Source organism: Corynebacterium sp. P4-C1, from assembly GCF_030503595.1.
Lineage (GTDB): Bacteria > Actinomycetota > Actinomycetes > Mycobacteriales > Mycobacteriaceae > Corynebacterium.
This window is the reverse complement of the sequence record NZ_CP129966.1, coordinates 1,949,390-1,968,371: the sequence shown is the minus strand read 5'-3', so window position 1 is coordinate 1,968,371 and position 18,982 is coordinate 1,949,390. Positions and strand designations below refer to the sequence as shown.

At 61.6% G+C, this 18,982-nt stretch carries 12 protein-coding genes; 6 read left to right on the top strand and 6 right to left on the bottom strand.

What is annotated here, in order from left to right:
- The first annotated feature begins 199 nt into the window (after positions 1-199).
- Entirely contained in the window at positions 200-2,620 is a 2,421-nt protein-coding gene (locus QYR03_RS09270; RefSeq protein WP_301713319.1) for a serine/threonine protein kinase, read from the top strand.
- Positions 2,621-2,782: 162 nt separating this feature from the next.
- On the opposite strand, the gene QYR03_RS09265 is transcribed toward QYR03_RS09270, so the two are convergent.
- Entirely contained in the window at positions 2,783-3,982 is a 1,200-nt protein-coding gene (locus QYR03_RS09265) for an acetate kinase (protein WP_301713315.1), read from the bottom strand.
- Positions 3,982-5,355: a phosphate acetyltransferase gene (gene pta, locus QYR03_RS09260; RefSeq protein WP_301713314.1), complete on the bottom strand. Its 1,374-nt coding sequence runs from the start codon at positions 5,353-5,355 to the stop codon at positions 3,982-3,984. The genes QYR03_RS09265 and pta overlap by 1 nt, the downstream gene beginning before the upstream one ends.
- A gap of 359 nt (positions 5,356-5,714) precedes the next feature.
- On the opposite strand from pta, the gene QYR03_RS09255 reads away from it, so the two are divergent.
- Positions 5,715-7,097: an FAD-dependent oxidoreductase gene (locus QYR03_RS09255; protein ID WP_301713313.1), complete on the top strand. Its 1,383-nt coding sequence runs from the start codon at positions 5,715-5,717 to the stop codon at positions 7,095-7,097.
- A gap of 95 nt (positions 7,098-7,192) precedes the next feature.
- Here QYR03_RS09255 and QYR03_RS09250 read toward each other — a convergent pair whose 3' ends face one another.
- Positions 7,193-8,953 (bottom strand): alkaline phosphatase, encoded by a 1,761-nt coding sequence (locus QYR03_RS09250; protein ID WP_301713312.1) that lies wholly within the window; start codon positions 8,951-8,953, stop codon positions 7,193-7,195.
- 248 nt (positions 8,954-9,201) lie between these two features.
- Here QYR03_RS09250 and QYR03_RS09245 point away from each other — a divergent pair, with 248 nt between their 5' ends.
- A complete protein-coding gene (locus QYR03_RS09245) occupies positions 9,202-10,488 on the top strand; it encodes a phosphatase PAP2 family protein (RefSeq protein WP_301713311.1) in 1,287 nt (428 codons plus the stop codon).
- A 594-nt stretch (positions 10,489-11,082) separates the two neighbouring features.
- On the opposite strand, the gene QYR03_RS09240 is transcribed toward QYR03_RS09245, so the two are convergent.
- Both QYR03_RS09240 and QYR03_RS09235 read right to left on the bottom strand, forming a co-directional pair.
- Positions 11,083-13,170: a hypothetical protein gene (locus QYR03_RS09240; protein ID WP_301713310.1), complete on the bottom strand. Its 2,088-nt coding sequence runs from the start codon at positions 13,168-13,170 to the stop codon at positions 11,083-11,085.
- A gap of 177 nt (positions 13,171-13,347) precedes the next feature.
- The gene (locus tag QYR03_RS09235) at positions 13,348-14,136 is read right to left on the bottom strand and encodes a DUF3710 domain-containing protein (RefSeq protein ID WP_301713309.1); all 789 of its coding nucleotides are present in this window, start codon (positions 14,134-14,136) and stop codon (positions 13,348-13,350) included.
- Positions 14,137-14,292: 156 nt separating this feature from the next.
- On the opposite strand from QYR03_RS09235, the gene QYR03_RS09230 reads away from it, so the two are divergent.
- Genes QYR03_RS09230 through QYR03_RS09220 form a run of 3 tightly spaced genes read left to right on the top strand, consistent with a single transcriptional unit; the run spans position 14,293 to position 17,157 of the window.
- Positions 14,293-14,970 (top strand): hypothetical protein, encoded by a 678-nt coding sequence (locus QYR03_RS09230; protein ID WP_259850183.1) that lies wholly within the window; start codon positions 14,293-14,295, stop codon positions 14,968-14,970.
- 19 nt (positions 14,971-14,989) lie between these two features.
- Entirely contained in the window at positions 14,990-15,574 is a 585-nt protein-coding gene (locus tag QYR03_RS09225; RefSeq protein ID WP_259850181.1) for a hypothetical protein, read from the top strand.
- An 8-nt stretch (positions 15,575-15,582) separates the two neighbouring features.
- The gene (locus tag QYR03_RS09220; RefSeq protein WP_259850180.1) at positions 15,583-17,157 is read left to right on the top strand and encodes a hypothetical protein; all 1,575 of its coding nucleotides are present in this window, start codon (positions 15,583-15,585) and stop codon (positions 17,155-17,157) included.
- A 57-nt stretch (positions 17,158-17,214) separates the two neighbouring features.
- Here QYR03_RS09220 and QYR03_RS09215 read toward each other — a convergent pair whose 3' ends face one another.
- Positions 17,215-18,501, bottom strand: coding sequence for an adenylosuccinate synthase (locus QYR03_RS09215; RefSeq protein ID WP_301713308.1), 1,287 nt, complete (start codon positions 18,499-18,501; stop codon positions 17,215-17,217).
- Positions 18,502-18,982 lie beyond the last annotated feature (481 nt).

Below are 18,982 nucleotides of genomic sequence, written 5' to 3'. Positions count from 1 at the left end.
CGCGCGGCCGCCCCAGCCTGAGGCACCGGGGACCGCAGAAGGCACCGTGGAGTCCGCCCCGGAAGAAGCGCCGCAGGCGACGCAGGCGGTGGCATTCGACCCGTTCGCCGATGAGGACGACGAGAACGATGAGCACGAGGAAGACCCCCGGAACGGAGAGGCCGCCGGGAACGGAGAGCACGCCGCCCCAGAGGCACCGATGGCCACGGAGGCGGTGGCATTCGACCCGTTCGCGGACGAGGACGACGAGACCACGGACAGCACGCACGTCCCGCACCCGGACGAGGCGGACCTGTACGGCAGCGCGGGCGAATACGCCGGACTGCTGAAAGACTTGGGCGAGCTGCGCGCGGGACAGGTGCAGCGGGCCCAGGCTGCCCACGCGGAAGAGGAAGCGTACAAGCGGGCGCAGCAGGAGGCTCTGGCCCGGGCGCAGGCGAGCACGAGCGATCGAGCACGCAGGCAGGCGCTGGACACGTTCCGTGAACTGCGCGGCGCCAAGCGCGCGACACGCTTCGTCGCCGACGGCATGGTGGAGCTTCCATGGGTCGACCCGGTGGAGCCGAAGGAGGCCATCAAGGATCCGACGAATGCGGTCGTACACAAGAAGATCCCGGAGCCCCAACTGCAAAAGGGCGATATCGTCGCTGGCCAGTACCAGATTCAGGGCGTGATCGCCCACGGCGGAATGGGCTGGATCTACCTGGCGCAGGACCACCACGTGGCGGGGCGCGTGGTGGTGCTCAAAGGCATGCAGTCGGAGAGGAGCAAGGACGAGGCGGCGGCCGCGGCGGCGGAGCGGGAATTCCTGGCGGATATCACTCACCCCGGCATCGTGAAGATCTTCAACTTCATCGACGACCCCAGGGTTGACGGGGGATTCATTGTGATGGAGTTCGTGGGCGGGCCGTCGTTACGCGAGCGCAAGAATGCGCAGGAAACGCACCTTCTCCCCATCGACCAGGCGATCGCCTACATCCTGGAGGTGCTGCCGGCGCTGGGCTACCTGCACAGCCGCGGCGTGGTGTACAACGACCTCAAACCGGACAACATCATTGTCGCGGAAGACCAGGTCAAGCTCATCGATCTGGGCGCGGTCAGCGGCATCGGGGCGTACGGGTTCATCTACGGAACCAAGGGCTACCAGGCACCGGAGGTGGCGCGGGAAGGCCCCAGCATCGCCAGCGACATCTACACGGTTGGCCGTACTCTCGCCGCGCTCATCCTCGAGCTGCCGAAGGAGGGCGGAGCTTACACGCACGGGCTGCCCACGCCCACCGAATCGCCGACGCTGCGCCGCTACATCTCCCTGTACCGCCTGCTCGCGCGCTGCTGCCACCCGGACCCACGGAAGCGTTTCCAAAGTGTGGAGGAGCTCGAGGTGCAGCTGCTCGGGGTGCTGCGCGAAATCATCGCGTTGCGCGACGGCATCAACCACCCGGCGCAGCATTCACTGTTCTCGCCGCAGCGCACTACATTCGGCACGAAGCACCTAGTCTTCCGCACGGATCAGCTTATCGACGGCGTCGACCGCACCGTCGAAATCACCCCCTCCGAGGTGCTCTCCGCCCTGCCCACTCCCTTGATCGACCGCTCCGACGTCGGCGCGGGCCTGCTGTCCGGCACCTCATACGCGGAGCCCCAGGAAACGCTGGAGACGCTGCGCCAGGCCTTCCAATCCACCGAGTACGCCCACTCCGCGGAAATCCCGTTCGCAGTGGCGCGCGCGATGCTCGACTTGGGCCTGACCTCTCAGGCGCAGCACTGGCTGAGCAAACTCGACGGGCCACTGAAACAGGATTGGCGCTACCACTGGTACTGGGGCCTCACCGAGCTCATCCACGGTGACTTTGCCGCCGCGCAGCGCGACTTCTCCGAGGTGCTGGACATCGTGCCGGGCGAAGCCGCACCGAAGCTCGCGCTCGCCGCGGTGGATGAGCTGCTCCTCCAGCAGTCGGGCCTGCAGCAGCAGAAGCTTATCGACGACACCCTCGCCCGCCACCTCGCCTCCATCCGCACCGACCTGGGCGAACTTCCCAACTCGTACTTCACCGCCCAGCAAAAAGCAGGCGTAATTTCGCCGACGTGGTCGCACGTGACGGACCGCCCGTCGACGCTGCGACTGAACGCGATGCGCCTCTACGGCATGGTGTGGGCGGCGAATCCGACCACGGTGTCCTCGGCGTTCGGCCTGGCCCGCCAACTCATGTACGAAGGCGAAGTGGAAATGGCGGTGGCGGCGCTGGACAAGGTTCCGCAGCAGTCCCGCTACCACCGCATGGCCAAGTTGACCACGATCCTCTACCTGGTCAGCGACGAGCTCACGGAATCCCGCATCCGCCGCGCCGCCCGGCGGCTGGAGGAGATCCCCACCAACGAGCCGCGCCTGCTGCAGATCAAGGTGGCCGTGCTACGCGCCGCCCTAACGTTCCTCCGGGACTCTGGTGCCAGCGCCGCGACGGCGAAGACCCAGTTGTTTGACTACCCCTTCACCATCAAGGATCTGCGCCGCGGCCTGGCAATCACCCTGCGGGAACTGGCACGCCGGGCGCCCTTCGCCCGCCACCGCTACGCGCTGGTGGACACGGCAAATAAGGTGCGCCCGGCGACCTGGTTCTAGTAGCTGCGAGTGCGGCTCAACGGCGGAGACGCGAAACCCGGCCCCAGCAGTGCTGGAACCGGGCTATCGAGCGCAGCTGAGCCGCAGAGACCCTGGAACCCGCAGCGCGCGGTATCCGCGTCCGCGGGGTGCCGGGTACCGGAGGAAGGGGGGAGGAGGCGTTTAGAGCGACTCAGCGATCGCGGCGGACTTCTGCGCGATGGCGAGCTCCTCGTTCGTCGGCACGACGAGAACCTTGACGGTGGAGTCGTCGGTGGAGATGATGCGCGGGCCGGAGCCGTTCTGGTTCTTCTCCTCGTCGATCTTGATGCCGTAGTTCTCCAGACCAGCCAGGGAGTTGGTGCGCACGGTGTGGTCGTTTTCGCCCACACCGGCGGTGAACGTGATGGTGTCCACGCGGCCCAGGGTGATCATGTAGGCACCGATGTAGCGGCGGAGACGGTGAATGTAGACGTCGTAGGCCAGCTTGGCGTTCTCGTCGCCCTCGTCCATCTTGTCGTGCAGCACGCGGAAATCGTTCACGCCGGACAGGCCTTTCACACCGGAGCGACGGTTGAGCAGGTCGTCGATCTCATCGATGTTCATGTCCGCGTTGCGGGCCAGGTGGAAGATCACACCCGGGTCAATGTCACCGGAGCGGGTACCCATGACCAGGCCCTCGAGCGGGGTGAGCCCCATCGAGGTGTCGATCGGGTGGCCGCCGCGGATCGCGGAGGCAGAGGCACCGTTGCCGATGTGCATGACGATCTGGTTGAGGTCCTCGATCGGCTGACCCAAAAAGTCCGCCACCTCAAGGGCAATGAACTCGTGGGAGGTGCCGTGCGCGCCGTAGCGACGGATATTGTGCTCCTTGGCCACGGCGGCGTTGAGCGCATAGTTCGCGGAGTACGCCGGCAGGTCAGTGAAGAAAGCGGTATCGAACACGGCGACGTGCGGCACGTCCGGCAGCAGGTCGCGGGCGACCTCGATGCCGTCGATATTCGCCGGGTTGTGCAGCGGCGCCAAGGGGATGAGCTCGCGGATGAGCTCGATCACATTATCGTTGACGAGCACGGGCGCGCTGAACGTCTGACCGCCGTGGACGACGCGGTGGCCGCAGGCGATGATGTCCACCTGGGTCGGGCCGGCGCCGTTGGCGTCGAGCATGGCGATGGCAAGCATCAGGCCGCCGCGGTGGTCGCGGATCGGCATGTTGGACTCAACGTGGCGGCCCTCAATCTGGATGGAAATGCGGCCGTTCGGCTCACCGATGCGCTCCACCAGGCCCGTGACGAACGGCTGGTCGGATGCGGACGCGGTGGGGTCCACGATCTGGAATTTGATCGAGGAGGAACCGGAGTTGAGGACGAGTGCGTAGGCCATTACTTAGCTCCTTGCGCCTGGATAGCAGTGATTGCGACGGTGTTGACGATGTCGGGGACGGTCGCGCCGCGGGACAGGTCGTTGACCGGCTTGTTCAGGCCCTGGAGGACAGGGCCGATGGCGAGCGCGCCGCCGGTCCGCTGCGCGATCTTGTAGCCGGCGTTGCCGGCCTCGAGGTCCGGGAAGATGAACACGTTCGCCTGGCCAGCGACCGGGGAATCCGGGGCCTTCTTCTTGCCCACGCCCGGGTCAGCCGCCGCATCGAACTGCAGCGGACCGTCGATGGCGGTGTCCGGCGCGAGCTCCTTGGCCTTGGCGGTCGCCTCGACGGCGCGGTCGATGTCCGGACCGGACCCGGAGGTGCCGGTGGAGTAGGACAGGATGGCCACCTTCGGGTCGATGCCGAACTGGGCAGCAGTCTTGGCGGAAACGGCGGCGATCTCACCGATCTGCTCGGCGGTCGGGTTCGGGTTCACCGCGCAGTCGCCGAACGCCCACAGGCGGTCGCGCATGACCATGAGGAAGACCGAGGAAACGACAGATGCGCCCGGGGCGGTCTTGATGATCTGGAAGGACGGCTTGATGGTGTGCGCAGTGGTGTGCGCGGCACCGGAGACCATGCCGTCAGCCAGGCCCTTGTGCACCATCATGGTGGCGAAGTAGGAGATGTCCTTCATCGTCTCTCGGGCTTCCTCGACGGTCACGCCCTTCTTCTTGCGCAGCTCAGCAAAGTCCTCCGCGAACTCGTCCAGCAGGTCGGAGTTCAGGTGATCGACGATGTTCGCGCCGGAGAGGTTCCAGCCCTTGTCGTCGGCGCGGCGCGAAATATCGTCGCTGACGCCGAGGATGGTCAGGTCCGCCACGTCCTGCTTGAGCAGGTGGTGCGCCGCCTCGAGAATGCGGTCGTCCTCACCCTCGGGCAGAACGATGTGCGCGCGTTCCTCCTTGGCGCGGGTGATCAGCCAGTTCTCGAACACGGCCGGGGACATGACCTGCCGCGCGTCCGCGCCGAGTGCGGCGTCGAGAGCAGAAGCATCGAGCTTATCGACGCCCCGTGCTTCCGCCCCCAGCTCCCCCACCCGAGCCAGAGCGAGTTCTGCCGCCGGGCTTTCAGCGGCGCCCTCGGCGGTGAGCAGCAGCACCGAGACACCGAGTGCGGCGGCGACCTCCGCGTCGAAGGTGTACTCGCCGGTGCCGACGATCAGGCTGTCGCCGTTTGCGAGCAGATCCGCCGACACGATCGCGGACAGATCGCGCTCCTGATCGGCCAGGTTCACAACCTTCAGATTCTTCTCCCCCGCCAGCGCCTCGATCTCACCTCCCTCGAGTGCGCGGCCTAGCGCGGTGATGAGAACGGACCTGTTTGCAGCCATCTAGAAACAACCTTTCCGGGCGTGCGCCCTTGGCTTCACGGTGTATTCGCGCCTTGCACGCGATGTGTGCGCATCTCGCGCAGCTGATCGACGCGCTCACCTGCGCGCTCTATCCAGCTCGTTTCAAGTGTAGTCACCGCCTCGGACACACGCAGGTGGCGTTGGTTACACCGCCGGCGGCACGCGGCGACTCCCCGCCCCGCGCACCAACTAACCAAGCAGTCCGAATCGAAAAGACCGCTTTGTCTAGAATCGTTTGGCTCATGCCCTATACTGGCGCTACAAATAACAGCAAGAACCATCCGCAGGTTGCCCTGCGTGAGACAACACCAACAGCGCAAAGGACAGTTTCGACCTTTATGAGTACTCCCACTTCCGACAACACCCTCCGCGTCGCCGTCGTCGGCTCCGGCCCGGCCGGCATCTACGCCTCCGACCTCCTGGTCAAGTCCGATGTGGACGTGCACGTGGACCTCTTCGAGCGCATGCCCGCCCCCTTCGGTCTGATCCGCTATGGCGTGGCGCCGGACCACCCGCGCATCAAGGGCATTGTGAAGTCCCTGCACAACGTGCTGGACAAGCCGGAGATCCGCCTGCTGGCCAACGTGAACGTGGGCGAGGACATCACCGTCGAGGAGCTGCAGGAGTACTACGACGCCGTCATCTTCGCCACCGGCGCGACTGCGGACCGCGACCTGAACGTCCCGGGCGCTGAGCTGGACGGCCACTACGGCGCCGGCCAGTTCGTCGGCTTCTACGACGGCAACCCGAACTTCACCCGCGACTGGGACCTCACCGCCGAGAAGGTCGCCATCGTCGGCGTCGGCAACGTCGCGCTCGACATCGCCCGCGTGTTGGCCAAGACCGCGGACGAGCTGAAGGTCACGGAGATCCCGGACAACGTCTACGACAACCTCAACGCGTCCGCCGCGAAGGAGATCCACGTCTTCGGCCGCCGCGGCCCCGCCCAGGCCAAGTTTAGCCCCCTCGAACTGAAGGAGCTGGACCACTCCGAGAGCATCGAGGTCATCGTCGACCCGGAGGATATCGACTACGACGAGGCGTCGGAGGCGGCTCGTCGAGAAGCGAAAAGCGTCGACCTCGTGTGCCAGACCCTGGAAGGCTACGCGATGCGCGACCCGAAGGGCGCCCCGCACAAGCTGTTCATCCACTTCTTCGAGTCCCCCGTGGAAATCATCGGCAAGGACGGTAAGGTCAGCGGCTTTGTCACTGAACGCACCGAACTCGACGGCAACGGCGGCGTGACTGCCACCGGCGAGACCACCACCTGGGACGTCCAGGCGGTCTACCGCGCCGTCGGCTACCGCTCCGACGCCGTCAACGGCGTACCTTTCGACGACCACCGCGCCGTCATCCCCAACGACGAAGGCCACGTGCTCACCGAGCCCGGCGGCGACATCGTCCCCGGCCTGTACACCACCGGCTGGATCAAGCGCGGCCCCGTCGGCCTGATCGGCAACACCAAGTCCGACGCCAAGGACACCACCAGCATGCTTCTCGACGACTACCGCAACGGTGCCCTCACCCCCACCGAACACCGCGACGACCAGGCCATCCTCGACCACCTGAAGGACAAGGGCGTCAAGGTGACCACCTGGGAAGGCTGGCACAACCTCGACGCCGCTGAGCGCGCCCTCGGTGAAGCCGAAGGCCGCGAACGCAAGAAGATCGTCGAGTGGGACGACATGGTCAACGCCTCCCACCCCGAGTACTCAATCTAGGGGCACAGCTCAAAGACGTTGAAAGACGGGTCATGGACCCGTCTTTCAACGTTGCTCACACCTTTCTAGATGCGCCAGCCTCAATAGGAGCGTGCTTAGTTAGTGAAGCCGACTCCCTTACGCCAGTTCAGCATCACCGTGGAACGGACCGCAGACGCCGGATCGGTGATGTTGTCCGCACGCATCCACGTCATGTCCACATCGTCCGGTCGGATCGTCGCGACACAGTAGCCGTGAGCATCCCAGTTGACGTGGCGTAGCTGCGGATTGGAGTTGTGCAGGTAGTTGTAGGCAATTCCGTTCAAGGTCGGGTGCGGCCCGACCGCATGCCCGAGAATATCGCCCACGCCAGTGGCGGAGATCGAGGCGCAGACCATCTCGCAGCCCAGCGGCTTGTCTCCGTCGTAGACCGTGTGCGCCCATTCGGAGTGGATGTCGCCGGTCAGAAACAGCGGGGTGACGTCGGCTTCAGCCATGTCGACAATGAGCTGCTTTCGCTCCATCAGGTATCCGTCCCACTGGTCCGAGTTGACCAGGAAACCATACTCGGCCACATCCGTGAAGAGCTGAACATTGTCGCCGAGGTTCTCCACCATGGCATCGAGTACCGGCTTGACATTCGGGTCGTTGCGCAAGGCACCGACCGCCAGCGGGGAGAACATCACGGAGTTACCCAAGACGTTCCACTTAGCCTTCGAGCTCCGCAGAGTGTTGACCAACCACTGGTACTGTTCGTCACCGAGCATGCTGCGTGGCGCGCTCGGCGAAAGCGCGCCACTGATGCGTCCAACCTTGTCGCGGTAAGTGCGCAGATCCATCATTGTCAGCTCAAAGAGATCGCCGAAGGTGAAGCTGCGGTAGAGCTTGCCGCCCTCGCCCAGCGCCTTAGAGCGGATAGGCATCCACTCGATGTAGGCCTGAGATGCGGCAGCACGGCGGGCGCGGTAGCTACCTTCGGTGAATTCTGTGTGGTTCTGCGCGCCGGTGTCGTAGGTGTCGTTGGCCACCTCGTGGTCGTCCCATACAGCGACCCACGGCAAGGCGGCGTGGGCCGCCTGGAGATCGAGGTCCGTTCGAGCCTGGCCATAGCGGATGCGGTAGTCTTCAAGGTTCAGGATCTCGTGCGGGGGCTGGTACAGGCGAACAGCGGAAATCGCCGCCTTATTATTGCTGCGCTGCCCGTACTCGTAGATGTAATCACCAAGGCACACTGCAAGATCGAGCTCACCGCGGCGACCTCGCTCGGCCATGTCGCGGTACGGGGTATAGAAACCCGCCTCCCAGTTCGCACAGGAGAAACTAGCAATCTTGAAAGACTCAACGTGCGCATTATTGGCGGGTGCGGTCTTGGTGCGGCCTACCGGCGAGTGGGCGCCGGCGTGCGGGCCGCCCTCAACAATGAACCGGTAGTAGTAGACGGACGCGGGTGCGAGCCCCTTCACGTCAATGTGCAACGTGTGGTCCGAAGAGCGGGATGTTCGAGCCGTACCGGAAGCGACGACCGGATCGAAGGACTCGTTCGGGCTCACCTCCCAACGGACATCGGTGGCCTCGCCGGTACCCGATCCCGGACGGGCGTTCTCATCAGGGGTGACGCGAGTCCACAGGATGACCGAGTCCGGCAGAGGGTCGCCCGATGCGACACCGTGACAAAACGGCAGCGGCTGCGGAGACGGCTCGAGCGGAGCTGGTTTGTTGAAGTAGCCCCACGAACTCTGCGCGGATGCCGGCGCGACACTCGTCACAGCTGCGGAAGCTGCAATGGCGGCCGCACCGCCTTTGAGAAAGTTACGGCGGGTACTACGGATAGCTGTTGATTCGGTGGATAGGGCCTGGTTCTGAGTAGTGTCAGACATGATTGCATAATCTCACAGTCAGACACTTGGTTGGGCGCGAGATGGCATAAAATAACGCCTCTTAAAGTTGAATTCATTTCCATCTCAGACAGGGTGCACCTGAGCTTCACGAAGGCAATCTCTAATCTCCCCCTCCGACGAACGAAAAGGCGCTCAGCACACTATTTACCCGGTATTAGCCCTATGTTTGCCTAGTCTTCCCCCAGCTTCTGTTGCGACTGCTTAAAGGCGCTAATAACTTAATTCTCATGACCAAGAACTCCCGCGTTGTAAGCGCAGCTGCAGCAGCAATGCTCAGCGTTGCCACTATCTCCCCGTCCGTCGCTGTTGCCCAGCCGCTTGAGGCACTGAACTTCCAGCTCCCCGAAGGTGCATCGCTCACCGCCCCCCAGCTTAAGAGCCCGGTTACCGGCTCCAGCACCGGTGGAGTCCCGGCACAGCACCCGGGCGCGCCAGTCCCCACTCCCTTCAGCCCCGACTACCTCGCCGGCTATATCTCCGATGTCTCCCCGTACTACGGCGGTATCTACTACCAGGTCAACCAGCTCTTCCCTTCTGTTCGCCGGAACCACCCGGAGATCATGCAGAAGAATCTCGACACCGCCGTTCAGATCAACAACTACGCCACTCCGGAGCGCATCGCCGATGCACAGGTCGACGCTCTCGCAGCTTCCGATAACCTCGTTGAAACCCTTTCTCCGGCCCTGGGCCAGGAATTCGGCAAGGCCGTCCGCGACGCACTGGAGGAAAACCGCCTCCCGAAGACCCAGTACCTGCTCGGCAACGGCTTCCTCGCCCGTGGAGGCGGAATCGCCAGCTCGACCGGCATCGAGAAGATTCTCTTCCACCACCCCCGTCCATTCAAGGCTGCGCCGGACAGGATCAAGGAGTACAACCTCTACGAAGACAACCTGTATGGCTCTAGCCCGGCATTCCCATCTGGTCACACCAACCAGGCCACCTGGGTCACCTCGATCCTCGCCTACATGGTTCCTGAGGTCGCTCCGCAGCTCCACTACCGCGGCGCACTCGCCGGCAACAGCCGTATCGTTCTCGGCGTGCACTACCCGCTCGATGTGATCGGTGGCCGCATGTCCGGCCAGGCAGCAGCTGCTGACCGCCTCAACGACCCGAAGATGCGTAACGCCATCGATCAGGCCGCCGCCGAACTTCGTGCCGAGGTCGAGTGGCGCACCGGCAAGTCCATTCCGGAACTCGTCGCCACCGACACCCCGTTCATCTCCACTGATGAGGCAGTCAAGCAGTACACCGAGTGGATGAACTACGGCTTCGACACTATCTACGACCCGAATGCCGCTATGATCGTTCCGCAATCCGCACCGGTACTGATCTCGAACTCCTACCCGGGATCTGACTACGGAAAGCGCGCAGGCGTGCTTCACACCACTGCCGGAAAGGCCGGCAATCCGCTCGATTGGCAGGGCGATGGTGGCTCTTGGCAGCGACTGAACCTGGCCAAGGCGACTGCCGAAGCCGGCACCATCAACCCGAACGGCAGCCTCAAGCTCAAATAGCCTGACCAATTCCAAATCCTCCCTGACGCACTACAGCGTCTGGGAGGATTTTGCTTTTGCAATCGTACGGTCGGTATGGATGTCTCGTATCTCAGGTGCTTAGCGATGGATCTCAATCACGCTCGGCAAGAATATTGCAGGTGAGTTCCCACCCCACAATTCCGCTTAATGGGACATCTCGGCAGCTAGATCCACACGGTGACTCTGAGCGAACCCCAGTGTGATATGAACTGTTCCCATTAGGTCGGGTGAGAAGTCAGCACTGGACACAGATGCATTTCTCCCCAGTCGCGGACCTGCTCGACCGTGCGGTTTTTTCTCCCCGTGCCCACATCGCTGACATCGGTGTTGACCTCAGCGGCGATAACAGAAGCGGTCACGACCGGGTACATGAGTAAATCATGAAAAAGTACTTCGAACGGCGGTACACAGCGACCACCTCCAGGAACGAGTCAAGGGCCTGAACCCGATGCAATATCGGGATCAGACCCTTTAACCCCTAACGGCTTCGACCTGAACCAGTCCAGATTTCGGAGGCTAGTTCGCCTAGCCTCCGGGGGCTTCAGCTTGACGGTTCAGCCCGACCGGCAACTCTTACGAGTCGAGCAGCGCGGTAGCGTTCTTCAGTGCGCGGTCGCGGTTCGGGCGCGGGCGCTCAACAATCTGCGGGGCAGCAGCCTTCGGAATAGCGACGCGGAGGAGGGCCGGATCGGTGCGGCCGCTCAGGTCGTCGATGAACTTCAGGAAGTCGCCAAAGCCGCCGCGGTTGAGCACGCGTGCGTTGGTCCACTTGGTGCCATCCTCGCGGGTGCCAGACTCGTACCGAACGTGGGTGGCCAGGGCCGCAACGGTACCGATGACTGCACCGATGAGTGACGGGACGAGAGCCACAGCGACGCCGAGGAGAGCACCGATGATGACACCCAAGACCGCCCCGTAAATCGCACCAAAAAGAACGCCGATTGGAATGGCGATCAGCGGAGCGATGATTGCGACCAAGATGGCGATCGGGATGAGCAGGAAGTTGAATGCCGATGCTGCGAGTGCAGCCACGGTGATCAGGATCGAGCTCACCACACCGACCGCGAGTCCAGCTGCAGCACCCAGAGCCACACCCAGCAGGGCGAAAGCGATGACCGGCAACGGGAGAGTCAGCGGCAGGAAGACAGCGCCTGCGAGGGCTCCGGCGATTGCGCCGCGGGCGATCATGGCCAACAGGTTGCGCCCGTCGATGAACGCGATCATATAGAGGATGTTGTTGAAGCGGTTGGCCAAGTCCGCGAACGCGATACCGGTCGGCGTGGAGCCATAGAAGATCTCTCCCAGCATGTCCAATGCGCCCTTCAGCAGGGAACGCTCCCAGCCAGTGAAAGCGGCATGAGTGAGGCGGGTTCCGATGATGTCGACAAGCAGCTGGAGCTGCTCGGAAAGAACCTCTGCGGCAATCGACGGGCTGTCTTCAAGGAGCGAGCTAGCGGCACCCGACAGCGCGTTAGTGAAGATCGAACCGGTTGCAATCAGAATCACTGGAACGAGCACGGGAACGAGAATCGGCAGAGCGAGTGCGATCGTCATGCCCAACAGGCCAGCGCCGATGATGAACGGCAGGGTCGGGAAAAGACCCAAGGTGAGCAGCTCAGCCACGATCGACAGCGGCAGAGCAAGAAGCGCAGCACCCAATGCAGCGAAGGGGGCCAAAACCAGAGCGACCGGAATCAGCAGCGGTGCAACGGCGATCGGGATTAGCAGGGCCTTTGCGATCTCCTTCGCGAAGTTCTTGGCGAACTCCTTCGCAAACTCCTTCAACAACTCCTTGCCAGTCTCTTTGCCGACCTTCTCAATGTCTTTCTCGAGCGCGCTCATCACGTCGCGGCCGAGAACAGCAGTCATGACCTTGACGACGGCACCAACTGGGTTAAGTAGAATGCCGACCGGGCCGCCGGCGACCTCAACCAGGTCTGCCACACCGCGGGCCGGGTTCACCGTGAAGGTGTCGATGACAGCAGCCACGCCTGCAGCTGCACGGTCAGAGCCGCGGAGTGCAGGATCAATACGCAGAATGGACTCGTTGTTGCCCTGCCATGCGGCGAACTCCGGGGAAGCTAGGGTGTCCTGAATAGCGCCCTGAACGTCGGCGACGATCGCACCGCTCTGGATGCTGTTTGTGAGAACGTCTAGATCGAGATCAACAGCCGCACGGGTCGCCTCATTCGGCTCCTGATATGCAAGGAAGAACTGAGCCAGGGTGTTCCAGTCGTTCTCTGCATCCTTAGCGCGCAGGAAACGCGCCTCCAGGGATTGCACCGGGTACTCGCGCAGTGCGTTAGTGATTTGCTCAGCAGTCGGAGTCTGAACCGCGTACGGGGTGTAGACCGCACCGATCGGAGCCTCAGTGGCATCGTCGCCGCCAGCGCTGTTGGTGCGAAGCAGGTTAGACGGTGCGATACCCGCGATGGACTGGGTGAAGTCATTCATCGACTTCAGAGGCGAAAACGGTGCGGGCGCCTCAGTCGCCTGTCCGAGATCGGACAGAATCGTTTCGGGGTTCAGTTGGTCGATTTGTGCAGCGTCCGCAGCCGGAGCAAAAAGCAGAGCGGCGCTACCAACACCAAGGGAAGCGATGGCGTAACGACGCGCGCGGTCAGCCGACAGCGACGGTGTTGCGAGAGCAGATTGTGTCATGACGATTCCTGCCTGATAGATGATGGTGGATATTTTAAGGAAACCGTAGAATTGCGGTCTTAGCAAATGATCAATTCGTTAATTCATCCAGGTAAACAGCAGTTCAATAGATTGAATAATGCTTAACCGTTCGTTAATTTCAACGCCATTTTTACGTATTCCATACGCACTACAGGGTTAGGCTTTGGCTGGGCGTGGCGGCTTGTTTCGCCTGTCGATCAACCCGATCGGCAGACATTCTCCAGGACCGACCGCGGTGACCCCGCGGTGCACGACGGCAGATTCGACGATGTCTTGGGCCAGTTTCAAACCAGAATCCTTCAAGATGTCCCCATACGTGCTCACGGTCGCACGCAAGACCCACCGCGGGCCGTCCACTCCGATCACTTCGACTTGTTGGTTGGGGTACCGGGCACTCACTCCTATACCCCACGGAGTTTCACGAAGATTGATCTCGACATTGTCAGCGAGAAGTTGGAGATAGGAGTACTCCCAACCCGAACTTTGCCACAACTTCTCGGTGCGCGGAGCAGCAAAAACGCTCAGCGAGATCCACATTTCCTGGCCGGTGAAACAGTCAGGCACCAACACGTGCAGGACATCCGGCTGCGATTCCGAGCCCGTTAACTTCTGGCCCCCGCCTACCACTAGATCCGTACGTTTATCGCCCCACTCCTCGTGGGAGGCGGATTCGTCTCCGTCACCGGTGCTTTCCTCTTCAACTTCCTCAAATACGGAAATGCCCTGAGGTGCGTAAAAGGCCAGGGACGTGGTCCATACGTGCAGCGAGTCAATCGCGTGGCGGCGGCCGCGCGGCCGCTCCGGCCGATACTTAAGCTCTTCAAAGAAATCAGGGCCTACTTGCGAGCTATCGAGAGGCCCATAGTCGCGTTCGGAAGGTAGAGAAGCGACGATCTCCTCCGCCATTACTCGGATTTCGTCCGGGATCTGTACAGGCTCTTCCATGACCTTTCCCTTAAGCCGAATCAGGTGTGATAATGCTTTTGAGGCGTCAATGATCACGCAACTGTCGAAAGACTGCTCTCTTAAAATGCCTTGAATGTTGCCGTATTGTACGGTTTAACAAGGTTCAACGTCACTATAGATGGGTACGGGTTGAATATGGACGAGAACGGCACTGCTAGAACAAACGCAAACGACTATCTGACGCGAACACTCGGCGCGAATCATAACGACGTCCTCGCCGTCTCGAACCGTCTTTCACACGGTGCCACGATTACTTGCATTGAAAATAAGTTCTCCGATTTCGGGGGACCGGGAGAAGTCCGCTCAATCATCGAGGAGAATGTTGCGGCAGCCCGCCTCAAGCGCGCTGAGAAGACTGTACCCGCCATCCTGCGGGAGTGGAGGCGTGCGAACTCTGACGATAAGGACGCCTCTTCTGATCTCTCCAGCGGACTCTTCGCCCAGTCCGGCGGTGATCTCGCCGACATGCTAGCTTCGCTGCTCGGCGGATTTGAACCCGCCAGTACCGCCAGCCGCGACACCTCCGAGGGCCTAGCCCAGATCCAAAAACTCCGCACTCTCCGCGAGGAGATTGCCAATGCCTCGAACGATTACGAGCGCGACATCCGCCAGAGCGAGTACAACAAAGCAGCCAAGGCCTTCAATGAAAACGCAATGAAGGACATACGCGCCAAGGCAGAAGAAGGCGATGCCTGGGCGATCGCAGCCACCATCGTCTCTCTCGGACCACACGCCGTCAGTGAGAATGACAATACCGAATACAAGGCCATCTATGACGCTCTGCTGGGTGTTTCCAACGAGTCCGCACGGTAGAAAGCGAAATAGATAGATAATGAAGGACAACTATCTTCGTAGCGGCGGTGAACTGTCGGAGTCGCTGATGTCAGCCCGCGACGAGGACGTGGACTGGTACGACCACCAGCGGACTGTCGAACAGCTCGAGGAACAGGTCACCAACACGAAGAAGAAGCGCACGTGGTACTCGCTGCTGACAGGCGCGGCTGCAGATGAGACGGAGGACAACCACTGGTTTGAGCGGTCACGCCCAAACCGAGATCAAGCTGACCGCGTCAACGAGATGTCGAATCTTCCCAACAAACGAAGCGGGTGGAGCCGACATGCGCTCAACTTCGGCACAACCGTTCTCTCCGTGTCTCTGTTCGCAACACTCGCATTGACACCCGTCGCGCAAGGCGGTTGGTCTCTGCAGCCCACCGGCACAATGATGGCGGCATACGCGGTCGCGTTTGTGGGGTTGACTGTAGCACTGCACACGATTTTCACGCGTCGGTCGCTGGAGCGGGGCTACCGTCCCTGGCTGGGCGCCGGAATAGTTTCCCTCATTCTTCTCTTGGGCGTGACCAGTCTAGCTCTCTACTTGGCATCTACGCTCGGAGTTGCCACTAACGTCACCTAGGAGTCTATGTGAACCGGGATTGGCGCTTGATTGGTGGCTTGGCGGCCGCCGGCACAGCCATAGGTTTGGTAGGTTACACCGCTTTCAACGCGGCGCAATCGGGTCATATCCTCGTGACGGAGGATGTAGCAGAAATGGCCGACAGGAATATTTCATATCCCGCGGTTGACTACTACAGCGACGTGTGCAGCGAGTTGAACCGCGTCATCGGAGCTCCTTCGCACATCATCGACGCCGCTGAAGCTTCGATCGGGGCAGAGTCGGATTCGATTGCAGCGAAATACAGCGACGCGTTGAGCCTGACTCAAAAGGACTTGATCTCCGCGCGCGAGAAGCTCACCGATGTCAACACACACGCCCCCAAGATCACAGCCGTCAATGCGACGAGTGCTGATTACGCGGGAGCTCTCAACCCCGTGATCGACAAATTAGCCCGCTCGGAAACGACGATGAATGGCCTAATCAATGATCCCCGATGGAAGGACGCGGCTCCCCGCGCGCTTAACGATGCTGCCAGCCAGTCCCTGACATCTGTCAATGATATCGTCGGAAACGTCATTGAGGAGTTCTCCACTCTCCAAAACCGAGCTCCGGTGTTTTCGACTAGCACCGCGGAAGCCATTAAGGGTTCAACCAGCTGCGCACAACTCATGGGCAGCGAGTTCCAAGATGAAGGCGACCAAGACATCGTGGTCGAGGGGATCGTTGATCTGAGGCGCATTGAGTTCGAGGCTCATCTCGTCGCGGTGTCTTCTACGCAGCGGTTAGGCATCCTCCAAGATGTTTCGTCGAGTGACATCGAATCAGCGAGCGATTTTATTTCAGAGTCGCTCAGGCTGACGGCCTCAAAGGCCAAGGAATCCGCCGACTCGCTAGAAAATTGGGAGAATCCATACAAGCCGAAAACCCGCGAATTCCGCGTCACCCGCGACGCAGCCGAGCTAATCAGTTCGTCGCCCGCCGTGTACAAATCGCTCGCCGAGGTCACAAACCGCTACGCCGGCCAATTTGATCAAGTCGACCCCGGCGACGTTGAACATTTCGAGGGCCTAATGAAGGAGTTTGGGGACGAACTGCGCCGGGTCCAAGTTGACGAATCACGCACCCACCTCCGGTTTAGTGCGAAGGCCCCCAATCCGACAACCGCTACAGCCGAAGCGGTCAAAGCCATTGATGCTGACGCGAAGACACAACACGAGGTGGTCGATAACTACAACGCTGTAGCCGACGCGTACAAGCAGGTCTCGGAGACCTTCAACACATTGCCTAACGTGACGGATATCAGCGAGCTGTCATCTGTTTCGTCTCAGATCATCGCGCAGACCGAAGAGCTCAGGGCGAGTGTGCAGTTCGACAACGATTTCAGCGGAGCGCTCGCTGAGCTAGGTAGCGCAGCCACTGCCGTGGAGATGACCATCAACCAGACGGGCACACCCCCGAGCCAGGCGACAATGTTGCATCTCGGTGGAGTGTGGTCGGACGTGAACTCCGCCACCTTCGCATCCCTGGCGTCCAATTGGGACCGCAGCAACCAGAGCACCCGGGAGGCGATCATGGAAGGGCGACGCGAGCGCACATCGTAGTAAAAACACACCGAAACCGAGCGCCGCTACCCCGCCCGTCCAGGGACCAATCTGGCTTTAGGACAGCAGGTCTTTCCGAACAATAGTCTGGTCTCGCCCCGGCCCGACACCGATATAGGAAATCGGTGCTCCGGACAATTCCTCGAGCCTGAGAATGTAGTCTCGCGCGCGTTCCGGTAGCTCGTCGAACGTGGTGCAATCGGTGATGTCTTCGTCCCAGGCCGGCATGGTCTCGAAGATGGGCTCGGCGTGGTGGAACTGGGACTGGGTGAGCGGCATTTCATCAAAACGCTCGCCGTCGACGTCATAGGCGACGCAGATCGGAATCTCGCCGATGCCGGTGAGCACGTCCAGCTTGGTCAGGAAATAGTCCGTGAAGCCGTTCACGCGGGCAGCGTAGCGGGCAATCACGGAATCGTACCAGCCGCAGCGGCGCTTACGTCCAGTGTTCACACCGACCTCACCACCGGTCTCCTGCAGGTAGTCGCCCCACTTATCGAAGAGCTCCGTCGGGAACGGACCGGCGCCGACGCGGGTGGTGTACGCCTTGACGATGCCCAAGCACGCCGTGATCTTCGTCGGCCCGATACCGGAACCGACGCAGGCTCCTCCTGCAGTCGGGTTCGAGGACGTGACGAAGGGGTAGGTGCCGTGGTCGACATCGAGCATCGTGGCCTGACCGCCCTCCATGAGGACGTGCTGGCCGCTGTCCAGTGCGCTATTGAGGACCTGCTCGGCATCGATCACCATCGGCTTCACGCGGTCGGCGTAGCCCATGAAATAGTCCATGATCTCGTCGGCCTCGATGGCGCGGCGGTTGTACATCTTCACCAGCATCTGGTTCTTGATGTCAAGGGCGGACTCGATCTTCTGGCGGAGAATTGACTCGTCGAAAAGGTCCTGCACACGGATGCCCACACGGGCGACCTTGTCCGCGTACGTTGGGCCGATGCCGCGGCCCGTGGTGCCGATCGCCCGCTTGCCCAGGAAGCGCTCTTGCACGCGGTCCAGCGTCTGGTGGTACGGGGTGACCAGGTGCGCGTTGGAAGAAATGCGCAGGCGGGACGCGTTGGCGCCGCGCGCCTCCAGGCCGTCGATCTCCTCGAACAGGGCCTCGAGGTTGATCACCACGCCGTTGCCGAGCACCGGAGTGGCATTCTCGCTGAGCACGCCGGCGGGAAGGAGCTTCAGTTCGTATTTCTCGCCACCGACGACCACCGTATGGCCGGCGTTGTTGCCGCCGTTCGGCTTCACCACATAATCGACTTTGCCGCCGAGTATGTCCGTGGCCTTGCCTTTACCCTCGTCGCCCCACTGGGCACCGACAATGATGATGGCCGCCATAAAAACGCTCCCTAATTCGCGCTGCACGTCGCAGCTGTCGTGTGCGTGCTCATTGCGGTTCATCGCGCGCCGCTAACGACGAGCCAATCCCCGCAAAAGTCCAGCGTCATTGTAGCGCCAATGCACCTAGGACTTCGAAGTGAGCGCCGGGAGCCGGGAACGGTGGTTTTGAGGCGAGGTTCTTCCAAGGAGAGCGAGAACTCTGTGGTTGACGGGGTGTTTAGCCAGGATATGTGGCGAAGAGCCCGCGGGGATACGCGTGAAACGGTTTGAGGTCGCCTCTGCCCGCATTCACTCTTGGGTGGGCGGCTAGCTGCAGAAACGTTCAGACGCAATGAGGACAGTGGTCGCAGCGTGCGCACTAGACGAGATGCATACAAACAGTGTCCTCAATGTCAGTCGACGTATTGGCAGTTTAACAAAGATGAGATGGCAATCGAGGCCACCCGTGTCCGCTATTCATTTCAAGGATGTATACGCG